The 15,536-nt window shown below is 67.6% G+C and carries 11 protein-coding genes; 7 read left to right on the forward strand and 4 right to left on the reverse strand.

Annotated elements, in window-relative coordinates:
- The first annotated feature begins 2 nt into the window (after nucleotides 1-2).
- From VQH23_RS13430 to VQH23_RS13455, 6 genes are read left to right on the forward strand one after another with little or no spacing between them, the layout of a single operon-like run.
- Nucleotides 3-914, forward strand: coding sequence for an NAD(P)-dependent oxidoreductase (locus tag VQH23_RS13430; protein ID WP_338661239.1), 912 nt, complete (start codon nucleotides 3-5; stop codon nucleotides 912-914).
- Nucleotides 911-1,801 (forward strand): branched-chain amino acid ABC transporter permease, encoded by an 891-nt coding sequence (locus VQH23_RS13435; RefSeq protein WP_338661240.1) that lies wholly within the window; start codon nucleotides 911-913, stop codon nucleotides 1,799-1,801. The genes VQH23_RS13430 and VQH23_RS13435 overlap by 4 nt, the downstream gene beginning before the upstream one ends.
- Complete coding sequence (locus tag VQH23_RS13440) at nucleotides 1,794-2,783, forward strand: branched-chain amino acid ABC transporter permease (protein ID WP_338661241.1); 990 nt, start codon at nucleotides 1,794-1,796, stop codon at nucleotides 2,781-2,783. The genes VQH23_RS13435 and VQH23_RS13440 overlap by 8 nt, the downstream gene beginning before the upstream one ends.
- Complete coding sequence (locus VQH23_RS13445) at nucleotides 2,776-3,564, forward strand: ABC transporter ATP-binding protein (protein ID WP_338661242.1); 789 nt, start codon at nucleotides 2,776-2,778, stop codon at nucleotides 3,562-3,564. The genes VQH23_RS13440 and VQH23_RS13445 overlap by 8 nt, the downstream gene beginning before the upstream one ends.
- Nucleotides 3,557-4,294 (forward strand): ABC transporter ATP-binding protein, encoded by a 738-nt coding sequence (locus tag VQH23_RS13450; RefSeq protein WP_338661243.1) that lies wholly within the window; start codon nucleotides 3,557-3,559, stop codon nucleotides 4,292-4,294. Before VQH23_RS13445 ends, VQH23_RS13450 begins: the two co-directional genes overlap by 8 nt.
- Nucleotides 4,291-5,247, forward strand: a complete 957-nt coding sequence (locus tag VQH23_RS13455) for an SMP-30/gluconolactonase/LRE family protein (protein ID WP_338661244.1) — start codon at nucleotides 4,291-4,293, stop codon at nucleotides 5,245-5,247. Before VQH23_RS13450 ends, VQH23_RS13455 begins: the two co-directional genes overlap by 4 nt.
- Nucleotides 5,248-5,437: 190 nt before the next feature.
- Here VQH23_RS13455 and VQH23_RS13460 read toward each other — a convergent pair whose 3' ends face one another.
- Nucleotides 5,438-6,256, reverse strand: a complete 819-nt coding sequence (locus VQH23_RS13460; protein ID WP_338661245.1) for an IS5 family transposase — start codon at nucleotides 6,254-6,256, stop codon at nucleotides 5,438-5,440.
- 701 nt (nucleotides 6,257-6,957) lie between these two features.
- On the opposite strand from VQH23_RS13460, the gene VQH23_RS13465 reads away from it, so the two are divergent.
- Nucleotides 6,958-11,661, forward strand: a complete 4,704-nt coding sequence (locus VQH23_RS13465; protein WP_338661246.1) for a hypothetical protein — start codon at nucleotides 6,958-6,960, stop codon at nucleotides 11,659-11,661.
- A 45-nt stretch (nucleotides 11,662-11,706) separates the two neighbouring features.
- Here VQH23_RS13465 and VQH23_RS13470 read toward each other — a convergent pair whose 3' ends face one another.
- Genes VQH23_RS13470 through VQH23_RS13480 form a run of 3 tightly spaced genes read right to left on the reverse strand, consistent with a single transcriptional unit; the run spans nucleotide 11,707 to nucleotide 15,415 of the window.
- Nucleotides 11,707-12,672, reverse strand: a complete 966-nt coding sequence (locus tag VQH23_RS13470; protein WP_338661247.1) for a TniB family NTP-binding protein — start codon at nucleotides 12,670-12,672, stop codon at nucleotides 11,707-11,709.
- Complete coding sequence (locus tag VQH23_RS13475; protein ID WP_338661248.1) at nucleotides 12,672-14,813, reverse strand: transposase family protein; 2,142 nt, start codon at nucleotides 14,811-14,813, stop codon at nucleotides 12,672-12,674. The genes VQH23_RS13470 and VQH23_RS13475 overlap by 1 nt, the downstream gene beginning before the upstream one ends.
- The gene (locus VQH23_RS13480; protein ID WP_338661249.1) at nucleotides 14,810-15,415 is read right to left on the reverse strand and encodes a hypothetical protein; all 606 of its coding nucleotides are present in this window, start codon (nucleotides 15,413-15,415) and stop codon (nucleotides 14,810-14,812) included. Before VQH23_RS13480 ends, VQH23_RS13475 begins: the two co-directional genes overlap by 4 nt.
- Nucleotides 15,416-15,536 lie beyond the last annotated feature (121 nt).

Here is a 15,536-nt window from a genome sequence, read left to right on the forward strand (position 1 = left end):
ACATGACAGCAGCGGAAACCATCGGCTTCATCGGCCTCGGCGTCATGGGCGGGCCCATGTGCCGCAACACCGCCACCAAGCACGCGGGCGAGGTGCGTGCCTTCGACATGGGCGCGGCCGCGCGCGACGCGCTGCGGGACACCCGGGCCGTGGTGGTGGAGGGCGCGGCGGAGGCCGTGCGCGGGGCGGACATCGTCTTCCTCTCCCTGCCGGGGCCGCCGCAGGTGGAGGCGGTCTGCCTCGGCGAGGACGGGATCCTGCGCCACGGCAAGCCCGGCCTCCTCGTCGTGGACCTCAGCACCACCACGGTCGCCTCGGCCCGGGACGTCGCGCGGCGGCTGGCGGACGGCGGGATGGGCTTCGCCGACGCCCCCGTGGCCCGCACCCGCGAGGCCGCGATCCGCGGCGAGCTGAGCATCATGGTCGGCGCGGACGAGGCGACCTTCGCCCGTTTGCGCCCGCTCCTCGGCTACATGGCCACCGACGTCACGCACTGCGGCGGCACCGGCACGGGCCAGGCCGTGAAGCTCATCAACAACGCCCTGGTCTTCGAGCACGTCGCGGCGCTTGCCGAGATGATGGCCATAGGGGAGCGGGCCGGGGTGGAGCCTGCGAGGCTGCTGGAGGCCGTCTCGCGGGGGTCCGGCGACAGCTTCGTGCTCCGCAATCACGGCCTAAAGGCGATGGTACCCCGGAACTACCCGGAGCGCGCCTTCCCCTCCACCTACGTCCTCAAGGATCTGGCCGGGGCGCTGGAGCTGGCCCGCGACACGGGCGTTCAGGCCCGCGTCACGGAGACGGCGCGCGACTACTACGCCGAGCTCGTCCGCGTCGGCGCGGGCAGCCAGTACTTCCCGGTCCTGCTGGAGCTGGTGGCGGGGCGCCTCACCGTGACGGAGCCCGCCGTGACATGAGCGACCTCCTCCAGGACCTTCTTTCCCTCGTCTGGACGGGGATCGTCACGGGCTGCCTCTACGCCATGGGGGCCCTCGGCCTGGTGATGATCTTCAAGGCGACCCGGGTGGTGAACTTCGCGCACGGCAACCTGGCGGCCCTCGCGGGCTTCGTGGTCTATGGCTTGACGGCCATGGGAGGCGGCCTCGGCTGGTTCGCCTCCGTCCTCGTCGCGCTGGCGATCGTGATCGTCCTGGCGCTCGTCTCCTACGGCCTGATCGCCCGCGTCTCGGAGGCATCGGACCTCCGCGGGACCATCGCGACCCTCGGCATCAGCCTCGTCCTGCAGGGGGCGGTGCAGGTCCTGTTCGGAGCCGACATCGTCAACCTCGACCTGCCCGTGCCGAGCTGGAGCGCGACGGTCGCGGGCCTCCGCATCACCTCCTACGACGTCGCCGTGCTGGCGGTCTCCGGCTCCGTCATCGCGGTCCTCTTCTTCGTCATCGAGCGGACCAGGGTCGGCATCGCCTTCCGCGCGGTCTCGACCAGCGCCTTCGCCAGCCGGGTCTGCGGGCTGAACATCCACGCCGTCCAGGGCCTTGCCTGGGGCGTGGCGGCAGGGCTGGGCGTGACGGCGGCGCTGCTCATCATCCCCAGCACCTTCCTAAGCTCCACGACGGTCGCGTCCTTCATGCTGCAGTCCTTCGCCGCCGCGGTGCTCGGCGGCTTCTCCAGCCTGCCGGGCAGCATCGTCGGCGGGCTGATCGTGGGGGTGACGATGAACCTGTTCAGCTACTTCGTGACCTCGGAGCTGAGCGCCACCTTCCTGCTCGTCCTGATGCTCGTGGCCCTCAACCTGTTTCCGGGCGGCATCCTGCCCCAGCGCGGAGGAGGCTCGCGTGCCTGAGGCGGTCGGCGTGGTGGCTCCGATGGCCACGAGCGAAGGGCGCGCGATGCCGCGCCACCTGGCGAGCTGGGTCATGCTGGTGATCCTGGCCGCCGTCCCCGCCCTGGCGGGCGGCTTCTGGACCTACAGCCTGGGCGTCTGCATGGCGAACGCCGTGGCGGTGCTCTCCGTCGGCTTCCTGCTCCGCTACGGTGGAGAGGTCTCCATCGGGCACAGCTTCTTCCTGGCCTTCGGCGCCTACTGCACCGCCATCCTGGAACGGCAACTGGGCCTGTCGGTCGGGATGGGGCTCCCGGTCGCGGCGGTCGCGGGCGCGGTGCTCGGTATTGCCTTTGCCTGGCCGTCCCGCGCGTTGTCCGGCATCTACCTTGCCATCGCCACCATGGCGCTGGCGCTGGCGGTGCCCGAGCTGATCCTGCAGGCGGGACCTGTCGCTGGCGGCTACGAGGGTCTCTACGTCTCGCGGCCCCTGGTGCCCGGCCTGTCCATCGAGCTGCAGCGCTACTACCTCCCGCTCGTCGTGCTGGGGCTGGTCGTCCTGCTGCTGGCGCGCTTCCGGCGCTCCCGGCAAGGGCTGGTGCTGCTCACGGCCCGAGACCATCCACGGGCGGCCGAGGCCTTCGGCTTCTCCCGCGGCTACGCACGCCTCGCGGCCTTCGCCATCAGCGCCGCCGTCGCCTCCGTCGCCGGGTCGCTCCTCGCCTTCGCGGCATCCACCGTGTCGCCGAACAGCTTCACCCTCTCGACGGCCATCTACCTCCTGGTGGGCACGGTGGTCAGCTTCGGGTCGCTCGGGCTCATCGGAGCCCTGGCCGGGGGCGCCTTCATCACCCTTGTCCCGCAGGTTTTCGCGGCCTGGGGGGATTGGGTGCCGATCATCTACGGCGCCGCGCTGCTGTTGGTCGTCACCCTCGGCCACCGGCCGTCGGAGGTCCTGGCGGCACTGTGGGCGCGTCTGGGGGGAGGGCGGCGGAATGCTTGACGCCCTGGCAGCCGGGAGTGCGGACCTGACGGTCGCCTCCGTCTCCCTCGCCTTCGGCGGGCACCGGGTTCTCAAGGACGTCAGCATGGACTTCCGGCCCGGCCAGGTCACCGGGCTCATCGGGCCGAACGGGGCGGGCAAGACGAGCCTGTTCAACTGCCTCACCGGGCTTTACCGCCCGCAACAGGGCACGATCGCCCTGGGTGGCGAGCCGTTGGAACGGCTGCCCCCCGCGCAACGGGCCCGGGTCGGCCTGTCGCGCAGCTTCCAGCACGTGGCCCTCTGCCCGGAGCTGGACGTGGTGGAGAACGTGATGTTCGGCCGGGCGCGGCTCGGCCGCTCCGGCTGGGCGGACGCCTTCCTGCCCCTTTCCCGCGGGCGGGCGGAGGCGGAGGAGGCCCGGGCGGCGGCCATGGAGGTGCTCCGCCGCCTGGATCTTGCGGCCTACGCGGAGACCACGCCCGCCGGGCTGCCCCCGGGCACCCAGCGCCTCGTGGAGATTGCCCGTGCCATTGTCTCGCGCCCCCGCGTCCTGCTGCTGGACGAGCCTGCGGCGGGGCTGAACCCGGCAGAGACCCGGCAACTCATGGCGGTGCTGCGGGGCCTCGTCTCGCCGGAGCTGATGATCGTGGTGGTGGAGCATGACATGGACCTCATCATGCAGCTCTGCCACCGCATCCACGTGCTGAACTTCGGCCAGCGGATTGCGACGGGCACGCCGGAGGAGATCCGGGCCGACCCCGAGGTCATCCGCGTCTACCTGGGGGACTCCGATGACTGAACTTCTCCGGGTGGAAGGGCTCGAGGTCCGCTACGGCGCCGCCACCGCGGTGCGCGGGATTGCGCTGACCGTGCCGCAGCGCGGCACGGTGGGGCTGCTGGGCGCCAACGGGGCGGGCAAGTCCACGGTGCTGAAGGCCATCGCGGGGCTGGTCCCGAAGGCCGCGGGCCGCGTGCTGCTGGAGGGCGCGGACATCACGGCGCAGGACGCGCGGGCGCTGGTGCGGGCCGGGATCGTCTACGTGCCGGAGGGGAGGGAGATCGTGCCCAACCTGTCGGTGGACGAGAACCTCGTGCTCGGGGGGTTCCACCTCGACGGGGCGACGCGGCGCCGGCGCCGGGACATGGTGCTGGGCATCTTCACCGAGATCGCCGGGCGGGCCGGGAGCCCGGCCTGGCGCCTGAGCGGCGGGGAGCAGCAGATGCTCGCCATCGGCCGCGCGCTGATGGCGGGGCCCCGGCTCCTGCTGCTGGACGAGCCCTCCCTCGGCCTCGCGCCGCTGCTGGTGCGCCGCGTCTTCGAGAAGCTGGAGGCGGTGCGGGCCGAGACCGGGCTCGCGATGATCCTGGTGGAGCAGAACTTCCGCCTCACCGTCCGCGTGTCCGATGCGGTGCACTTCATGCGGGGAGGGCGGATGCTCGGGCGACGGGAGGCCGCGGAACTACGCGACCCTGCGGCCATGGAGGAGGCCATCGCCGCCTATCTCGGGGCGGGGGAGGTGGCGGCGTGAATGCATTCACGAAGGGTGGCATGATGGATCTGGCTGGGCGCGAGGTCGCGCGCGGGCTGCGCTTTCCGGAAGGGCCGATCTGGCTGCCCGACGGCAGCCTGCTTGTGGTGGAGATCGAGGGCGGGACGCTGACGCGGATTGCCCCATCCGGCCGCACGGAAGTGGTGGCAAGGCTGGGCGGCGGGCCGAACGGGGCCGCTATCGGGCCGGACGGCGCCTGCTACGTCTGCAACAACGGCGGCTTCCGCTGGCTGGAGCAGGCGGACGGCTACCTGCGCCCCGTCGGCATTGCGGAGGACTACGTTGGCGGCCGGATCGAGCGCGTGGACCTTGGGACGGGCCGCGCGGAGGTTCTCTACGCCGAATGCGACGGCAAGCCCCTGAATGGGCCAAACGACATCGTCTTCGATGGCCATGGCGGCTTCTGGTTCACGGATCTAGGCAAGGTGCGAGCCCGCAGCATGGACCGTGGCGCCGTCTACTATGCCCGCTGTGACGGCAGCCTTATACGGGAGGTGATCTTCCCCTCCTTGACCCCGAACGGGGTAGGGCTTTCCCCGGATGGCCGCACGCTCTACGTGGCGGAGACGGAGACGAGCCGCCTTTGGTCCTATCCGGTGACCGCGCCGGGTGAGGTGGGCCTGGAGACCTGGCCGTCACCCAACGGTGGGCGCCTCCTTTACGGCCCTCCGGGTTACCAGCGCTTCGATTCTCTTGCCGTGGAGGCGGACGGGAACATCTGCGTGGCGACACTGGTCCGTGCCGGCATCTCGGTCATCTCCCCCGCGGGCGAGCTGGTGGAGTTCCATGCCGCGCCCGAGCCGTACTGCACGAACATCTGCTTCGGCGGTGACGGTCTCCGGACGGCATTCATCACCCTGTCCGGGACCGGGCGCCTGATCGCGGTTGACTGGCCCAGAAGTGGGTTGCCGCTGCAGCCGAGGCTCGGATGACCCTCGCCCGGTCAAGCTCGCGCTGCGGGTGGCCTCACCGCCCGGACCGGGACATCGCGGCTGCCGCTCTCGCGAGGCTCGGGGCATCGCCGTCGCCCAGGTGTGTCGGCCTGACCGGCACGGAGCCCGGTCCTGGTCAGGGCGACGGAGTGGTGGGGTCATGCCGTGAGTAGCATTCTTAGAGCCCGCTTCATAACGCCTGAGCCAGACGCCTGACGAGGACCATGGTGGCGGCGAGGGTGAAGAATGCGATGGCAGAGCTGATGGTGGTCTCGTGGTCGCGGGCGAGGCGTCGACAGCGGCCGAACCAAGCGAAGGACCTCTCCACCACCCAGCGCCTGGGTTGGACGGCGAAACCCTTCTGGCCGGGCGCGCTGCCGACGATGGTGATGGCAACCGGCGAGGCCCATGCCACGCGGGATCCGGTATAGGCGCGGCCGGCGAAGCAGCGGGCCAGGAACGGCCACGGACGGCGCGACATGGCGAGGAGCGCGGCACCGCCCCGGCTGTCGTGCAGGGAAGCCGGTGAGACGGCGGCCAGCAAGAGCCTGCCGTCGGTGTCCACCAGGGCGTGGCGTTTGCGCCCCGTCACCTTCTTCCCGGCGTCATGGCCGCGGACGCCCTTCACGCCGACACCGCCCGAGCGGGCGGACTGAGCATCCAGCACGGCCGCCGTCGGCGAGGCCTCCCGGCCGACACGCTCGCGGTCGGCCATGGTGAGGGCGTGCGCCAGTCGCTCGAAGGTGCCCGAACGCGAGAGGCGCAGGAACCAGCAATGCACGGTCCCGGGTGGCGGGAAGTCGCGGGGCAGATGCGCCGGGGCACAACCCGTCCGGAGAACGTCGAGGGTGGAATCGACCAACAGTCGCATCGGCCAGGATCGCGGCCGCCCTGTGTGCGCTGGATCGGGCAGGAAGGGCTCGACCAGCGCCCACTCGGCATCGGTCAGGCACGTTGCATAGGGCTGGGAACCACGCGCAAGCTGCGCGCGGGCGGCAGGGGTCCACATGGGCCACCTAGAAGGACGTCAGACACCCTCCGAACGCGCAGAACCGCCGTCGCTCACCTCAGCCGTTATAAAGCGGGCTCTAATACATTAAAATTTTTATTTGCCCGTATCTACTTGAGGCGACGCTGGAGGTGCCAGATACTCCAGAATTTCCCACGGACATCTTGCCGGACGTCTCCAGAATACTCCGACCTGTTGCGCGGACTACTTGCGACGCCCACGGAGTGCCGGGGCGAGGCGCCGGTTAATGGGTCAACCCACAGGCGTCATGTCAGTCCATCCATAACCTCACTCTGCCCAAGCCGGTAACCCATTGATCTGTATTGGTCCCACTTCGGAGTGAGATTTCCCGCCACCCCCCACATCCCAGCTTCAGGCCAGGACTGCCTGCCATAACGCTGCTCCGGGACATACGCGTGGCGGGCGGACATCCATATTACTGGACGGTTGATGCCCATTACTTGAGAAACCGTCCTGGACGGGTCGGGCGGCGATCTGGATACTGCCTGATGCCCGATACAGGGTTCGGGAGGCCCGCTGACAGGGACGGTCTCCGGGCATCGGTGTGACGCCGCCCGGCAAGGCTTCGGCCAGCCTGTGGATTTGTGCGGGCAAGGACCGGCCAGGGGCTTCATGCCAGGCATGCGAGGTCGTCTCCTGGCTTGATCGGCGGCGGGTAGGAGGCGGCAGCCCACGCGGATATGTTCGTCACCGTAGTAGCGAGGTGCTCCAGCTTCATGTCGAGCGGATCAGGAATGACCGCCTCCCCCGCGCCCCTGGAGGTACTCCGGCTAGCACTGCTGGCGATGCCCGAAGCCGAGACGCTCGAGAAACTCGCCGCCGCCCTGCTCGGCCGCCTTCTCGATGTGCCGGTCCTTGTCGCCGCGCGGGGATGGCAGCAGGGGGGGGACGCTGGTACGTCCGGGCGGACCGGACGGCGGCTTAGATTGGAGGCCAAGCGTTACGCGGCAGAATCCTCGCTCCCCCGCCGCGAACTCCTTGGCCAAGTCGACTACGCGGTGGAACGGGATGCCGCCCTCGAGGCCTGGATCCTAGTCACGACACGGGATGTCCCTGAGCAGGTCGGGGACGACCTGCGTGCGAAGGGCGAGCGCGAGGGATGCCCGGTCGTCATCCTTGACTACCCGAGAGACGATGTGGGCTTCCTGGCCGCCCTGTGCTCCTCCGCGCCAGACCTTGTCGAGAAGTACGTCTCCCCGGCAGCAGGGGACGCCGCGCGTGCCCTAACCACTGTGTCGACTTTAGTCGTCGCCCAGCTCCGGCGCGACCTCGAATCCTGGAACCTCGGCTTCGCATCCCTTCGAAATCGCGCTGCCGCTTTTCTAAGGGAAATGTCGTCCTCTGTGTCAGAGGCCCAGGCCCGTTTTGCCCAGGATGTCGCGGTCCGCGCCCGCGCGAACCGCATCCGTCGGCAGGCACCTCATGGGGCGTTAAGCGAATGGTGGAGTTCCACACCGTCTACCCTGCCCTTCGTCGCGCTCGGAGAGGAGGGCGTCGGGAAGACCTGGGCCATAATGGACTGGGTAGTCGAGAGACTTGACGACCTGCCGATCGTGGTGGCCATCCCGGCGCCCTCGCTCGGCGTGGACGACTTCTCGTCTGCCCTGGCGGTCAAGCGCCTCCTCGCGACCCGCCTGCGCGAGATGACGGATGGCGCCCGCGACGAACCCTACTGGCTCAAGCGGGTCGAACGCATCCTGTCCAGCCCGCTTGAAGAGGGTCCCGGGTTCCTCCTGTTCTTCGACGGAATGAACCAAAGGGCGGAACTGGACTGGATCCAGCTCCTCAGAATTCTCCAGGCTAAACCCTTCGCGGAACGGGTGCGCGTGATCTGCACCACGCGGATGCACCATCTGACCGATCGCCTCGCCGAACTTCGAGGACTGACTACCGGGCCTACGACAGTCGAGGTCGCGCCGTTCGGCACCGAGGAAGGTGGCGAACTAGACAAGATGCTTGCTCTCGAGGGCATACCGCCCGATGGGCTGGGACCCGGCCTCCGAGAGGTGGCCTCCAATCCACGGCTCTTCCAATTGGCCGTTAAGATGAGAAGCAGCCTCCGTGACGTCCGTGAGGTGACGGTCCACCGTTTACTCTGGGAGTATGGACGCGACACTCTCGGTGTCCGTGCGGGGCGGTCGTTCAGCCCGGCGGAATGGGCGGACTGGCTCGCCAAGGTGGCTGCTGACTACCGCAGGGAGATCACCAACTATTCCTCCAGGGATATCGGCGCTGCCGTCGTAAGGGCTGACCTCTCGCCGGAAGCAGTCTACGCGCGGCTGAGCGACATCGTCGACGCTCCCTTGACCCAGCGGGTTGCCGACGATCGCTTTCAGCCGTCGCCGCTGCTGGCCCAGCAGGCGCTGGGTCTGGCCCTCGTCAAGCATCTCGGGGAAATGGCGACCTGGGGGGCAGAGGCGATCGATGCGGCGCTGCATGCCTGGATCGGCCCGATCGCCGCCCTCACGGCGGCGCCAGAGGTATTGAGAGCGGCCGCATCAATCGCTGTCGCGCGCCGCGACCACGTGCCCTCGTCCGTCATGGGTTCCATTCTGACGGCTTGGCTCCAGTCACAGAACCTGCCGGAGGCGCATCTCGAGGAACTGCAGGGGATCGCGCCGGACCTAATCCCTGAACTCCTCACTGTCGTGGAACAATCCACCGGACGAGCGTCGGTCTCCATCCGGATCGCAGCCATCAACCTGTTGCGCTGCATTCCTGAAAACGATGCTCGTTTCGCGGTCGAAGTCTCCCCACGCTGCACCCGGTGGCTTGCGACCATCTCTCGGGGAGTCAGTCATTTCTATTCCCAGCATGAGATGCTGGAACGCAGACGCCATGACAGGCTCGTGGGCCTAGTCGGCCATGACGTTTCGGGGCCTGCGGTCGTGCTCGGACAGGATGTCCGGTTCGTCGATTTTGACGACGGCACTCTCCTGTCAGCGATCCCCTCGATCATCGAGGGACGTCGCCTGTCGGAATGGGAAGGCCTGCTCCGCATGGCCGCGATCGTCCGGGTGGTTCGCGGGGACGACACGGGCTGGCAGGGACTCCGCTGGCTTTGCATCCTGAACGAAGCAGATCCCGCCGAGACGACCGTACTCCTACGTCGACTTGCAACCGAAATGGCGGAGCGGACGGCGGAGCCGGAACAGGACGCCTCGTTGCCCGCGCGTGTTGCAGCAGTCCTTCTTGAACTCACGGGAGACGAGGTGGACGAAATCAGATCTTTTCAGCTAAGCGAGGGGCCATTCGCCGACTCGCCCGCGGGGCAGAGTGCGATCATGCTCGAGCATCGCGCTCTGCAACATGTCTCGCGAGGGCTGGCTGCCGAAAGTCTGTTGGACCGAGAGAAGTCGATCGGTGATCGAGTGCGGCGGCATGCAGATCTTTGGCTCGACCCCACCTTCGACACCCCGCCTGAGTTCGCTGCCGAGTTACGCGACCACGTCCTGGATCAACTCCGCGACCATCCTGCCGTCGCCCGCTGGTATCGGGAGCAGGTTCGTCTCGGTGGCCTGATCGTGCCGCTCGCCCGTATCGCTCCCGATCTTCTCGCGGAAATCGTAAGGACCTTCCTCCACCGGCTCGGATCGACGCCGCCCGAAGGGAGATACGAAGCCGCGTCCCGGGTCCCGGGTCTCCATCTGCTTGTCGATGAGAGCGCGCGGCGGGAGGCAGAAGCGTTGCGGAGGGGCGGGAGCGAGAAGGACGACAACAATGAAGGCATCGCGGCAGGAGACCTGCTCACGGCCGAGATGCGTGGTCGGTCCGCGCTCGACCAGATCGCCCTCTTGGTCGAGGCCGACCTTCGATACGTGCCGCTCGACCTAGCCGCACCTCTCACGATCCCCTCCTCATCGGATCTCATTGAGCTCGTCACGCGGTACCGGGAGGATAAGCCAGATCGGCAGAAGACGTTGCTTGTGCTGATCTCGGAGATCGGCGTTCCGCTTGAGGGCGAGGTTTTGCAGTGGGTCGAAGCGTTCAGGGCGAGCGAGGATCTCAACGTTCGCGGCGCCGCGTTCCGGGCAATCCACCGATCGGACCCAGCGTCCTTCGGCGCGAGGCTCCTCGCGGAGGACTGGACCTGGAGTCCGACTGAGGAGTTCTGGGTAAACCACTATGGCAGCGAGGCTATCCTGGCCGCAGCGTCGAACCAGCCGTTCCACGAAATCGCGCACCGCGTCGCTCCCTGGATGCTTCTTCAGGCCACACGAACGAGGGGGGCACGTCCTTCCGAGGTTCTGCTTGCCGCCTCGATCATCGGTCGAGTTCTCCGTGCCGAGCACGGCGGCGACGTCGAACCCGGCGCGGAGATCAGAGTCCAGGAGGGCGACGTCGAGCGGGGGACGATGTTCCAGGTCGTGACGACTGGTGATGGTGGACCGACGGGCGATGACGCGCGACGCCTGTCGGCAATCGTGGGGAACCCAGCCGCAGAACACGAGGCGCGCCTCAGGACGGCCGAGATCGCCTTCGAGCGGATTAGGGCGGCCCGGCAAAATGGTGCCGAACTCTTCGCCTTCTTCTTTCCCTCCGACGACTTCGAGGGCGTCCTCGATCACGCGCCGGACGTCGTTGAAGGCTGGCTCGACGGCATGGAGCAGATCACCGACGCGTTCCGATCGCGGGTGAGGGCTGCCGATGGTGCCTACATCGCCCTGTGCGGCGCCCTGCTGTGCAAGCGTCCCGAGAAGGGCGTCACGCTCTGGCATGCCCTCCAGAGGGCGGTCAGGACGAATTACATCGGGGCATCCGGCGTCGAGGAACTGCTCCATGTCGTTTTCCGGGCGCCGGACTCCGTGGCCGTCGAGGCACTACGCGCTGATGTTGTCGGTCTGCGCTACGCCAGAACGGACGCCTGCCTCATGCGCGTCGCCGTCGCAGCCTTGGCGAACGGCAGGAAGGACTGGCTCGAAGCGGTAGTCGCCGACGATGCGCGATCGCCGCTCGTCTGGCGTCGTAGACGCGGACTAGTGCTTCAAGGCTTCTCGACTGACGCATCCCTCGCCGTTCCGCAAGCTTGGCCCAACGATCCGCCAGTTGGGTCATGGGCACGGTTGCGCCACCGTTCAGGGATGGCACTGTCGCTTGAGGCATCTGCCTGTCACTGGTGGGCCTTGCTGAGAGGCGCCCGAACCGAAGCGGCGGGCTTCGCATCTTGGATCCTGTTCCAGTCATCTGCCGATAGACGTGCATGGACGGCCATGAGGCGAGATCCCCTTCCTGCAGAACGAACCGGCCATCCGACCGATACGATTGCGACCCATGTCGAGATTAACCGTGAGACATTGAAGCTCGCGATAGAAAATAGGAGCAAAGGGCTGGACAAAGTCTACCTTGGTCTTCCGGTCATCGAGGGCATTGGTCCTTGGACATAGGCAGCAAACCGTAGTGCAGGGTAAGGACGAAGGCGGAGGTATTGACTACCCATCCTCCGGCAGCCGGAACCCCTCACCGTACTGTCTGATCGCCGCCTTTAGATCCTGGACCTCGAAGGGATTGAAGCGGAGGTCGCCCCAGCTGTTCCGCATGCGCTCCACCGCCGCCGCCAGGACCTCGGTGGTCAGCTTGGAATGCTTGAGCCTGCGGGCTTCCTGGCGGGCGTTGGTCAGCAGGTTCTCCAGCAGGCCGAGACGGCCCCCGCACGCGACGAGCAGGCGCGCCGCCTTGTCCGGCTCGGACAGCCCGGACGCGAGCGGCATTCCGAGCGCCTCCTCGAAGGACTGGAGCACGAACTGGAACGTATCGAAGCTCTGCGGATCGCTGGACGAGTAGGGCTTCAGCGGGTCTGCGGCGAACAGGCGTCCACCGAGGAACCCGTTCTCCCGGAGGATGGACGAGAAGCGGTCGTAGCCGATCAGGACCATCGGACAGCGGGTGCCGTCCATGACCAGGGTCAGCCAATGCGAGCCGTTGTCCCGGACACGCTTGGTGTCGGAACTCGTGAGGTGGTGGACCTCGTCGTAGACCACGACGTCGTAGGCACCCTCCCCGATCATGTCGATGACAGCCTGCGTCTGCGCGTGAGGCTTACCAGCGAAGGGTGCGGGATGCCCCAACCCATGCAGGGTCTGGGACGGGATGGTGGCGAGGCGGGTGCCCGGCTGGAGTCGAACGTAAAGATACTTCAGGGGGCGCCGGACGACGTCCTCGCCCTCCCGGTCCTCGGCATCCCCCTCCATGCACCGCCGAAGGTACTCCTGGACCAGGAGCGTCTTGCCGCAGCGTGGAGGGCCAAGCACGGCGATGCCGCGCCCGTTGGTCGGCGTCCGGGGGCTGTCGAACAGGTCGTCCAGGCCTCGGAAGACCGCCTTCGTCTCCAGGGTGTCGACGAAGACGTGCCCCAGGGAGTCAGAGGGCAGATCGCTCGTGTCGAGGAAGTCCCGCATCAACGGGGCTTCCCATCCCGCCGCCGGACAGACAAGCCCTTGCCGAACTCGGCAGACACCGCACCGTCACCCGTCGAGGTCTTCCCGGACGTCGCGGGAGGTACAGGATCCGTGGAAGAAGGCAGCTTCGCCGGGGTCGCGACACCCAGGGTAGACTGGAGGTCGTCGCCGGTGGGTCCCTCCGCCACCTCGTTCAGGCGCGCGACCGTGTACTCGGCCTGCTTGACCTTCTTCTCCAGCCGCCCCTCCGCCCGCACGCGGTCGGTCAGCTTGGGGCTGGCGGCATCGTCCTCAAGGGTCTGGCGGGCAGCTTCGCGGGCGGACGTCCACTCCGGGTCGTCGTTCGCGAAGGCGTCCGGGTTCTGGCGGCGCAGCGCCCGCGCGAGGCGATACTCCAGCAGGGTCAGACCCTCGACACGGGGGCGGTGCTCCGGGCAGATCGTCGCGACATGCCAGCGCTCCTCGGAAAGTTCCGTGACGCGGGCATCCAGGAAGGAGATGGTCGTCAGGTCCCCCGGATCGCGCCGCACGACCACCTCGCGGTCGCTCGGAGACGTGGCCTTCATCTCCATACGCAGGCCGTGCGGGGTCAGGTAGCGCAGCTCGTCGACGACGATGCCTCCTCGGCGGATCCTGCGGCCGACCGAGAGCGAGGTCGCGTTAATAATGTCCGCCCGGGTCAGGGGCATGCGCTGGTCGTGGTCCTTCATGCTCCTCTCCCACATGTTCAAGGGCGTGTCCTGGATGCCGCGATGGGGACGGCGCATGTACTCGTTCAGGAGCCAGCCAAGGAGCTTGATCTCCGCCTCCTCCAGGGTCGCCTCGGCGACCAGCTCCGGCGCGATCTCGTCGGCGTCTCGGTCGTAGAAGTTGGAGCGAGTGGACCCCGCCACGAGATGGAAGACCTCCCGCATGGCGGTCCCGAACACGCGTTCGACCGTTCCCTTGTACCAAGCCTTGAGTCGCGGGAGGGTATGGTGAGGGATCCCGAGGCGCATCATGGACGCTTTGAAGCCCTTCGAGTTGTAGGGCTTTCCCTGATCCACGTGGATCTCGTCCGGACGTCCCTGGGCGGGCCAGAACTTGCCCAGACCCGGTTCGCGCCCGGAGAAGAACTTCTTGGGCAGCATGGCGAGCCGGACTGCCTCGAGCGCCGTCTCGGTATCGGGCGGCGAGAAGGTCAGCACGTAGCTCATGATCATCCGGGTATGCCGGTCGATTACGAAGGTCAGCCACGGGCGCCCGATGACGGTCTTGCCGTCCTTGCCAAGGCAGATGAGGTCGACGCGGGTGTCGTCGATCTCCCAGATCTCGTTGGCATGGGTGGTCAGCCATCCACCCTGATCGAGGCGGAATCGTTCGTCGGCTACCGTCTTGCCTTCACGGCAGAACACCAGCGTGTACGCGCAGATGCGCTTCACGTGGGCGTTCACCGCTTCGTAGCTCGGCTCGGCATGCCGGGCCTCGGGGGCGAGATCCGCGTTCTTCTTCTCGATCTCCTTGCCGATCGCGCGATGCAGCTTCGCGATCGAGACGCCGTTCAGCTTGAGGAAGATGGCATCCGTCACCTGCCACATGATCTCGGTGACCGTCGCACTGAGACGGGTTCGGTAGTTCCCGCGGAATCGCTGCTGGGTGACGATCGCGTCCGCCTTCTCTCCCCCCATCTTCCAGATCCGGATGAGCTGGCGCAGGCGGCTCCCGGACATGCACAGCGGCTCGGCGAACTTGCGCTTGTCCTTCGCGGCCTTCTCCACGCGGCGGGCATGGACGACCTCGCAGAGCTTCTTCAGCTCCTTGTCCGTCCTGGGAACATGCTGGTTGTTCACCCACTCCATGACGTACTCGTGGGCACGCTCGACCAGGAACCGCTCCTTTTCGGTTGCGCTGTCATAGGTGACGCGAGCACGACGGATCTGCCGGTCGCCTCCCACAGTGGCGACGGAGACACCGGACCAGTCGCGGAGGCGGTCCTCGGCGCGGGCGAGGATCACCTCGTCAGGAGGCAGCGCGTAAGGGATCCGGTTCTCGTCCTCGAAGACGTAGGAACGGTCGGCGTCCTTCGCGCGGTAGCGGAAGGCGATGGTGGCGCCGCCGTAGACGAACATCTGGCCGGGCAGGATCGTGACGGAGGGCGTCATGCGGCGCCTCCCTCGAAGCCGCATAGGCTGACCGTCGATGCCGCTAGGCCTCCAACGTCCAGGCCGAGAAGGAGGCGACGCCGCATGCCGAGCACGCAGGCCTGTGCCATGCGGAGCACGCCGTCCTCGCCGGAGGTCCGGATCTGCCCCAGGGTCATCCGGCCGCCATGACGCCCGATCAGACCACGGAGCTGCTCGGCATCTTCGGCAGGCACCGACGTGCCGACGTAGCGGGCCATCTGCCGCGCGATGACGACCTTGCGATCCGTGGCGAGATGGATCTCCCGCATCCGTACGAGACGGATACCACGCGCATCGAGCGCCTCCTCCAGGAGGTGGTCGAAGTCCATGGCGATCCGGTCGTCCATGTCATGGTCGTGGACCACGTCGATGGCGACCTGGCTTCCGTCCATGGTCGTGAAGCCCATGGCGGGCCAGTACTCGAACGGCTGGCTCCATCCCGCCCGCAGAGTTACCTTGAACGGCCAAGGGCCGTAGGAGACGGCGCCGTGCGTCACCTCGAGAAGACCCCCGAGGCGGGCTTGGCTGGGGGTAGTCCAGGTGGTGGGGTAGCCGAGCTTCTCGCTCGGTGCGCGACCCATCAGGTTGCGGTGGCGGCACCGGAGGACGAAGGGCGGCGGGTCGTCCTGAACGGGGACGGGGCAAGGGGCTGAGGATTGAAGGGCGGGGTACATGGCGGGTCTCGCATGGATAGCGTCGCTC

Source organism: Pararoseomonas sp. SCSIO 73927, from assembly GCF_037040815.1.
Classification (GTDB): Bacteria; Pseudomonadota; Alphaproteobacteria; order Acetobacterales; family Acetobacteraceae; genus Roseomonas.

What these genes read in the sequence shown, in the direction of transcription:
- VQH23_RS13430 (WP_338661239.1), top strand. Translation starts at nt 3, where the DNA reads ATGACAGCAGCGGAAACCATCGGCTTCATCGGCCTCGGCGTCATGGGC.
- VQH23_RS13435 (WP_338661240.1), top strand. Translation starts at nt 911, where the DNA reads ATGAGCGACCTCCTCCAGGACCTTCTTTCCCTCGTCTGGACGGGGATC.
- VQH23_RS13445 (WP_338661242.1), top strand. Translation starts at nt 2,776, where the DNA reads ATGCTTGACGCCCTGGCAGCCGGGAGTGCGGACCTGACGGTCGCCTCC.
- VQH23_RS13450 (WP_338661243.1), top strand. Translation starts at nt 3,557, where the DNA reads ATGACTGAACTTCTCCGGGTGGAAGGGCTCGAGGTCCGCTACGGCGCC.
- VQH23_RS13460 (WP_338661245.1), bottom strand. Translation starts at nt 6,256, where the DNA reads ATGTGGACCCCTGCCGCCCGCGCGCAGCTTGCGCGTGGTTCCCAGCCC.
- VQH23_RS13465 (WP_338661246.1), top strand. Translation starts at nt 6,958, where the DNA reads ATGTTCGTCACCGTAGTAGCGAGGTGCTCCAGCTTCATGTCGAGCGGA.
- VQH23_RS13470 (WP_338661247.1), bottom strand. Translation starts at nt 12,672, where the DNA reads ATGCGGGACTTCCTCGACACGAGCGATCTGCCCTCTGACTCCCTGGGG.
- VQH23_RS13475 (WP_338661248.1), bottom strand. Translation starts at nt 14,813, where the DNA reads ATGACGCCCTCCGTCACGATCCTGCCCGGCCAGATGTTCGTCTACGGC.
- VQH23_RS13480 (WP_338661249.1), bottom strand. Translation starts at nt 15,415, where the DNA reads ATGGGTCGCGCACCGAGCGAGAAGCTCGGCTACCCCACCACCTGGACT.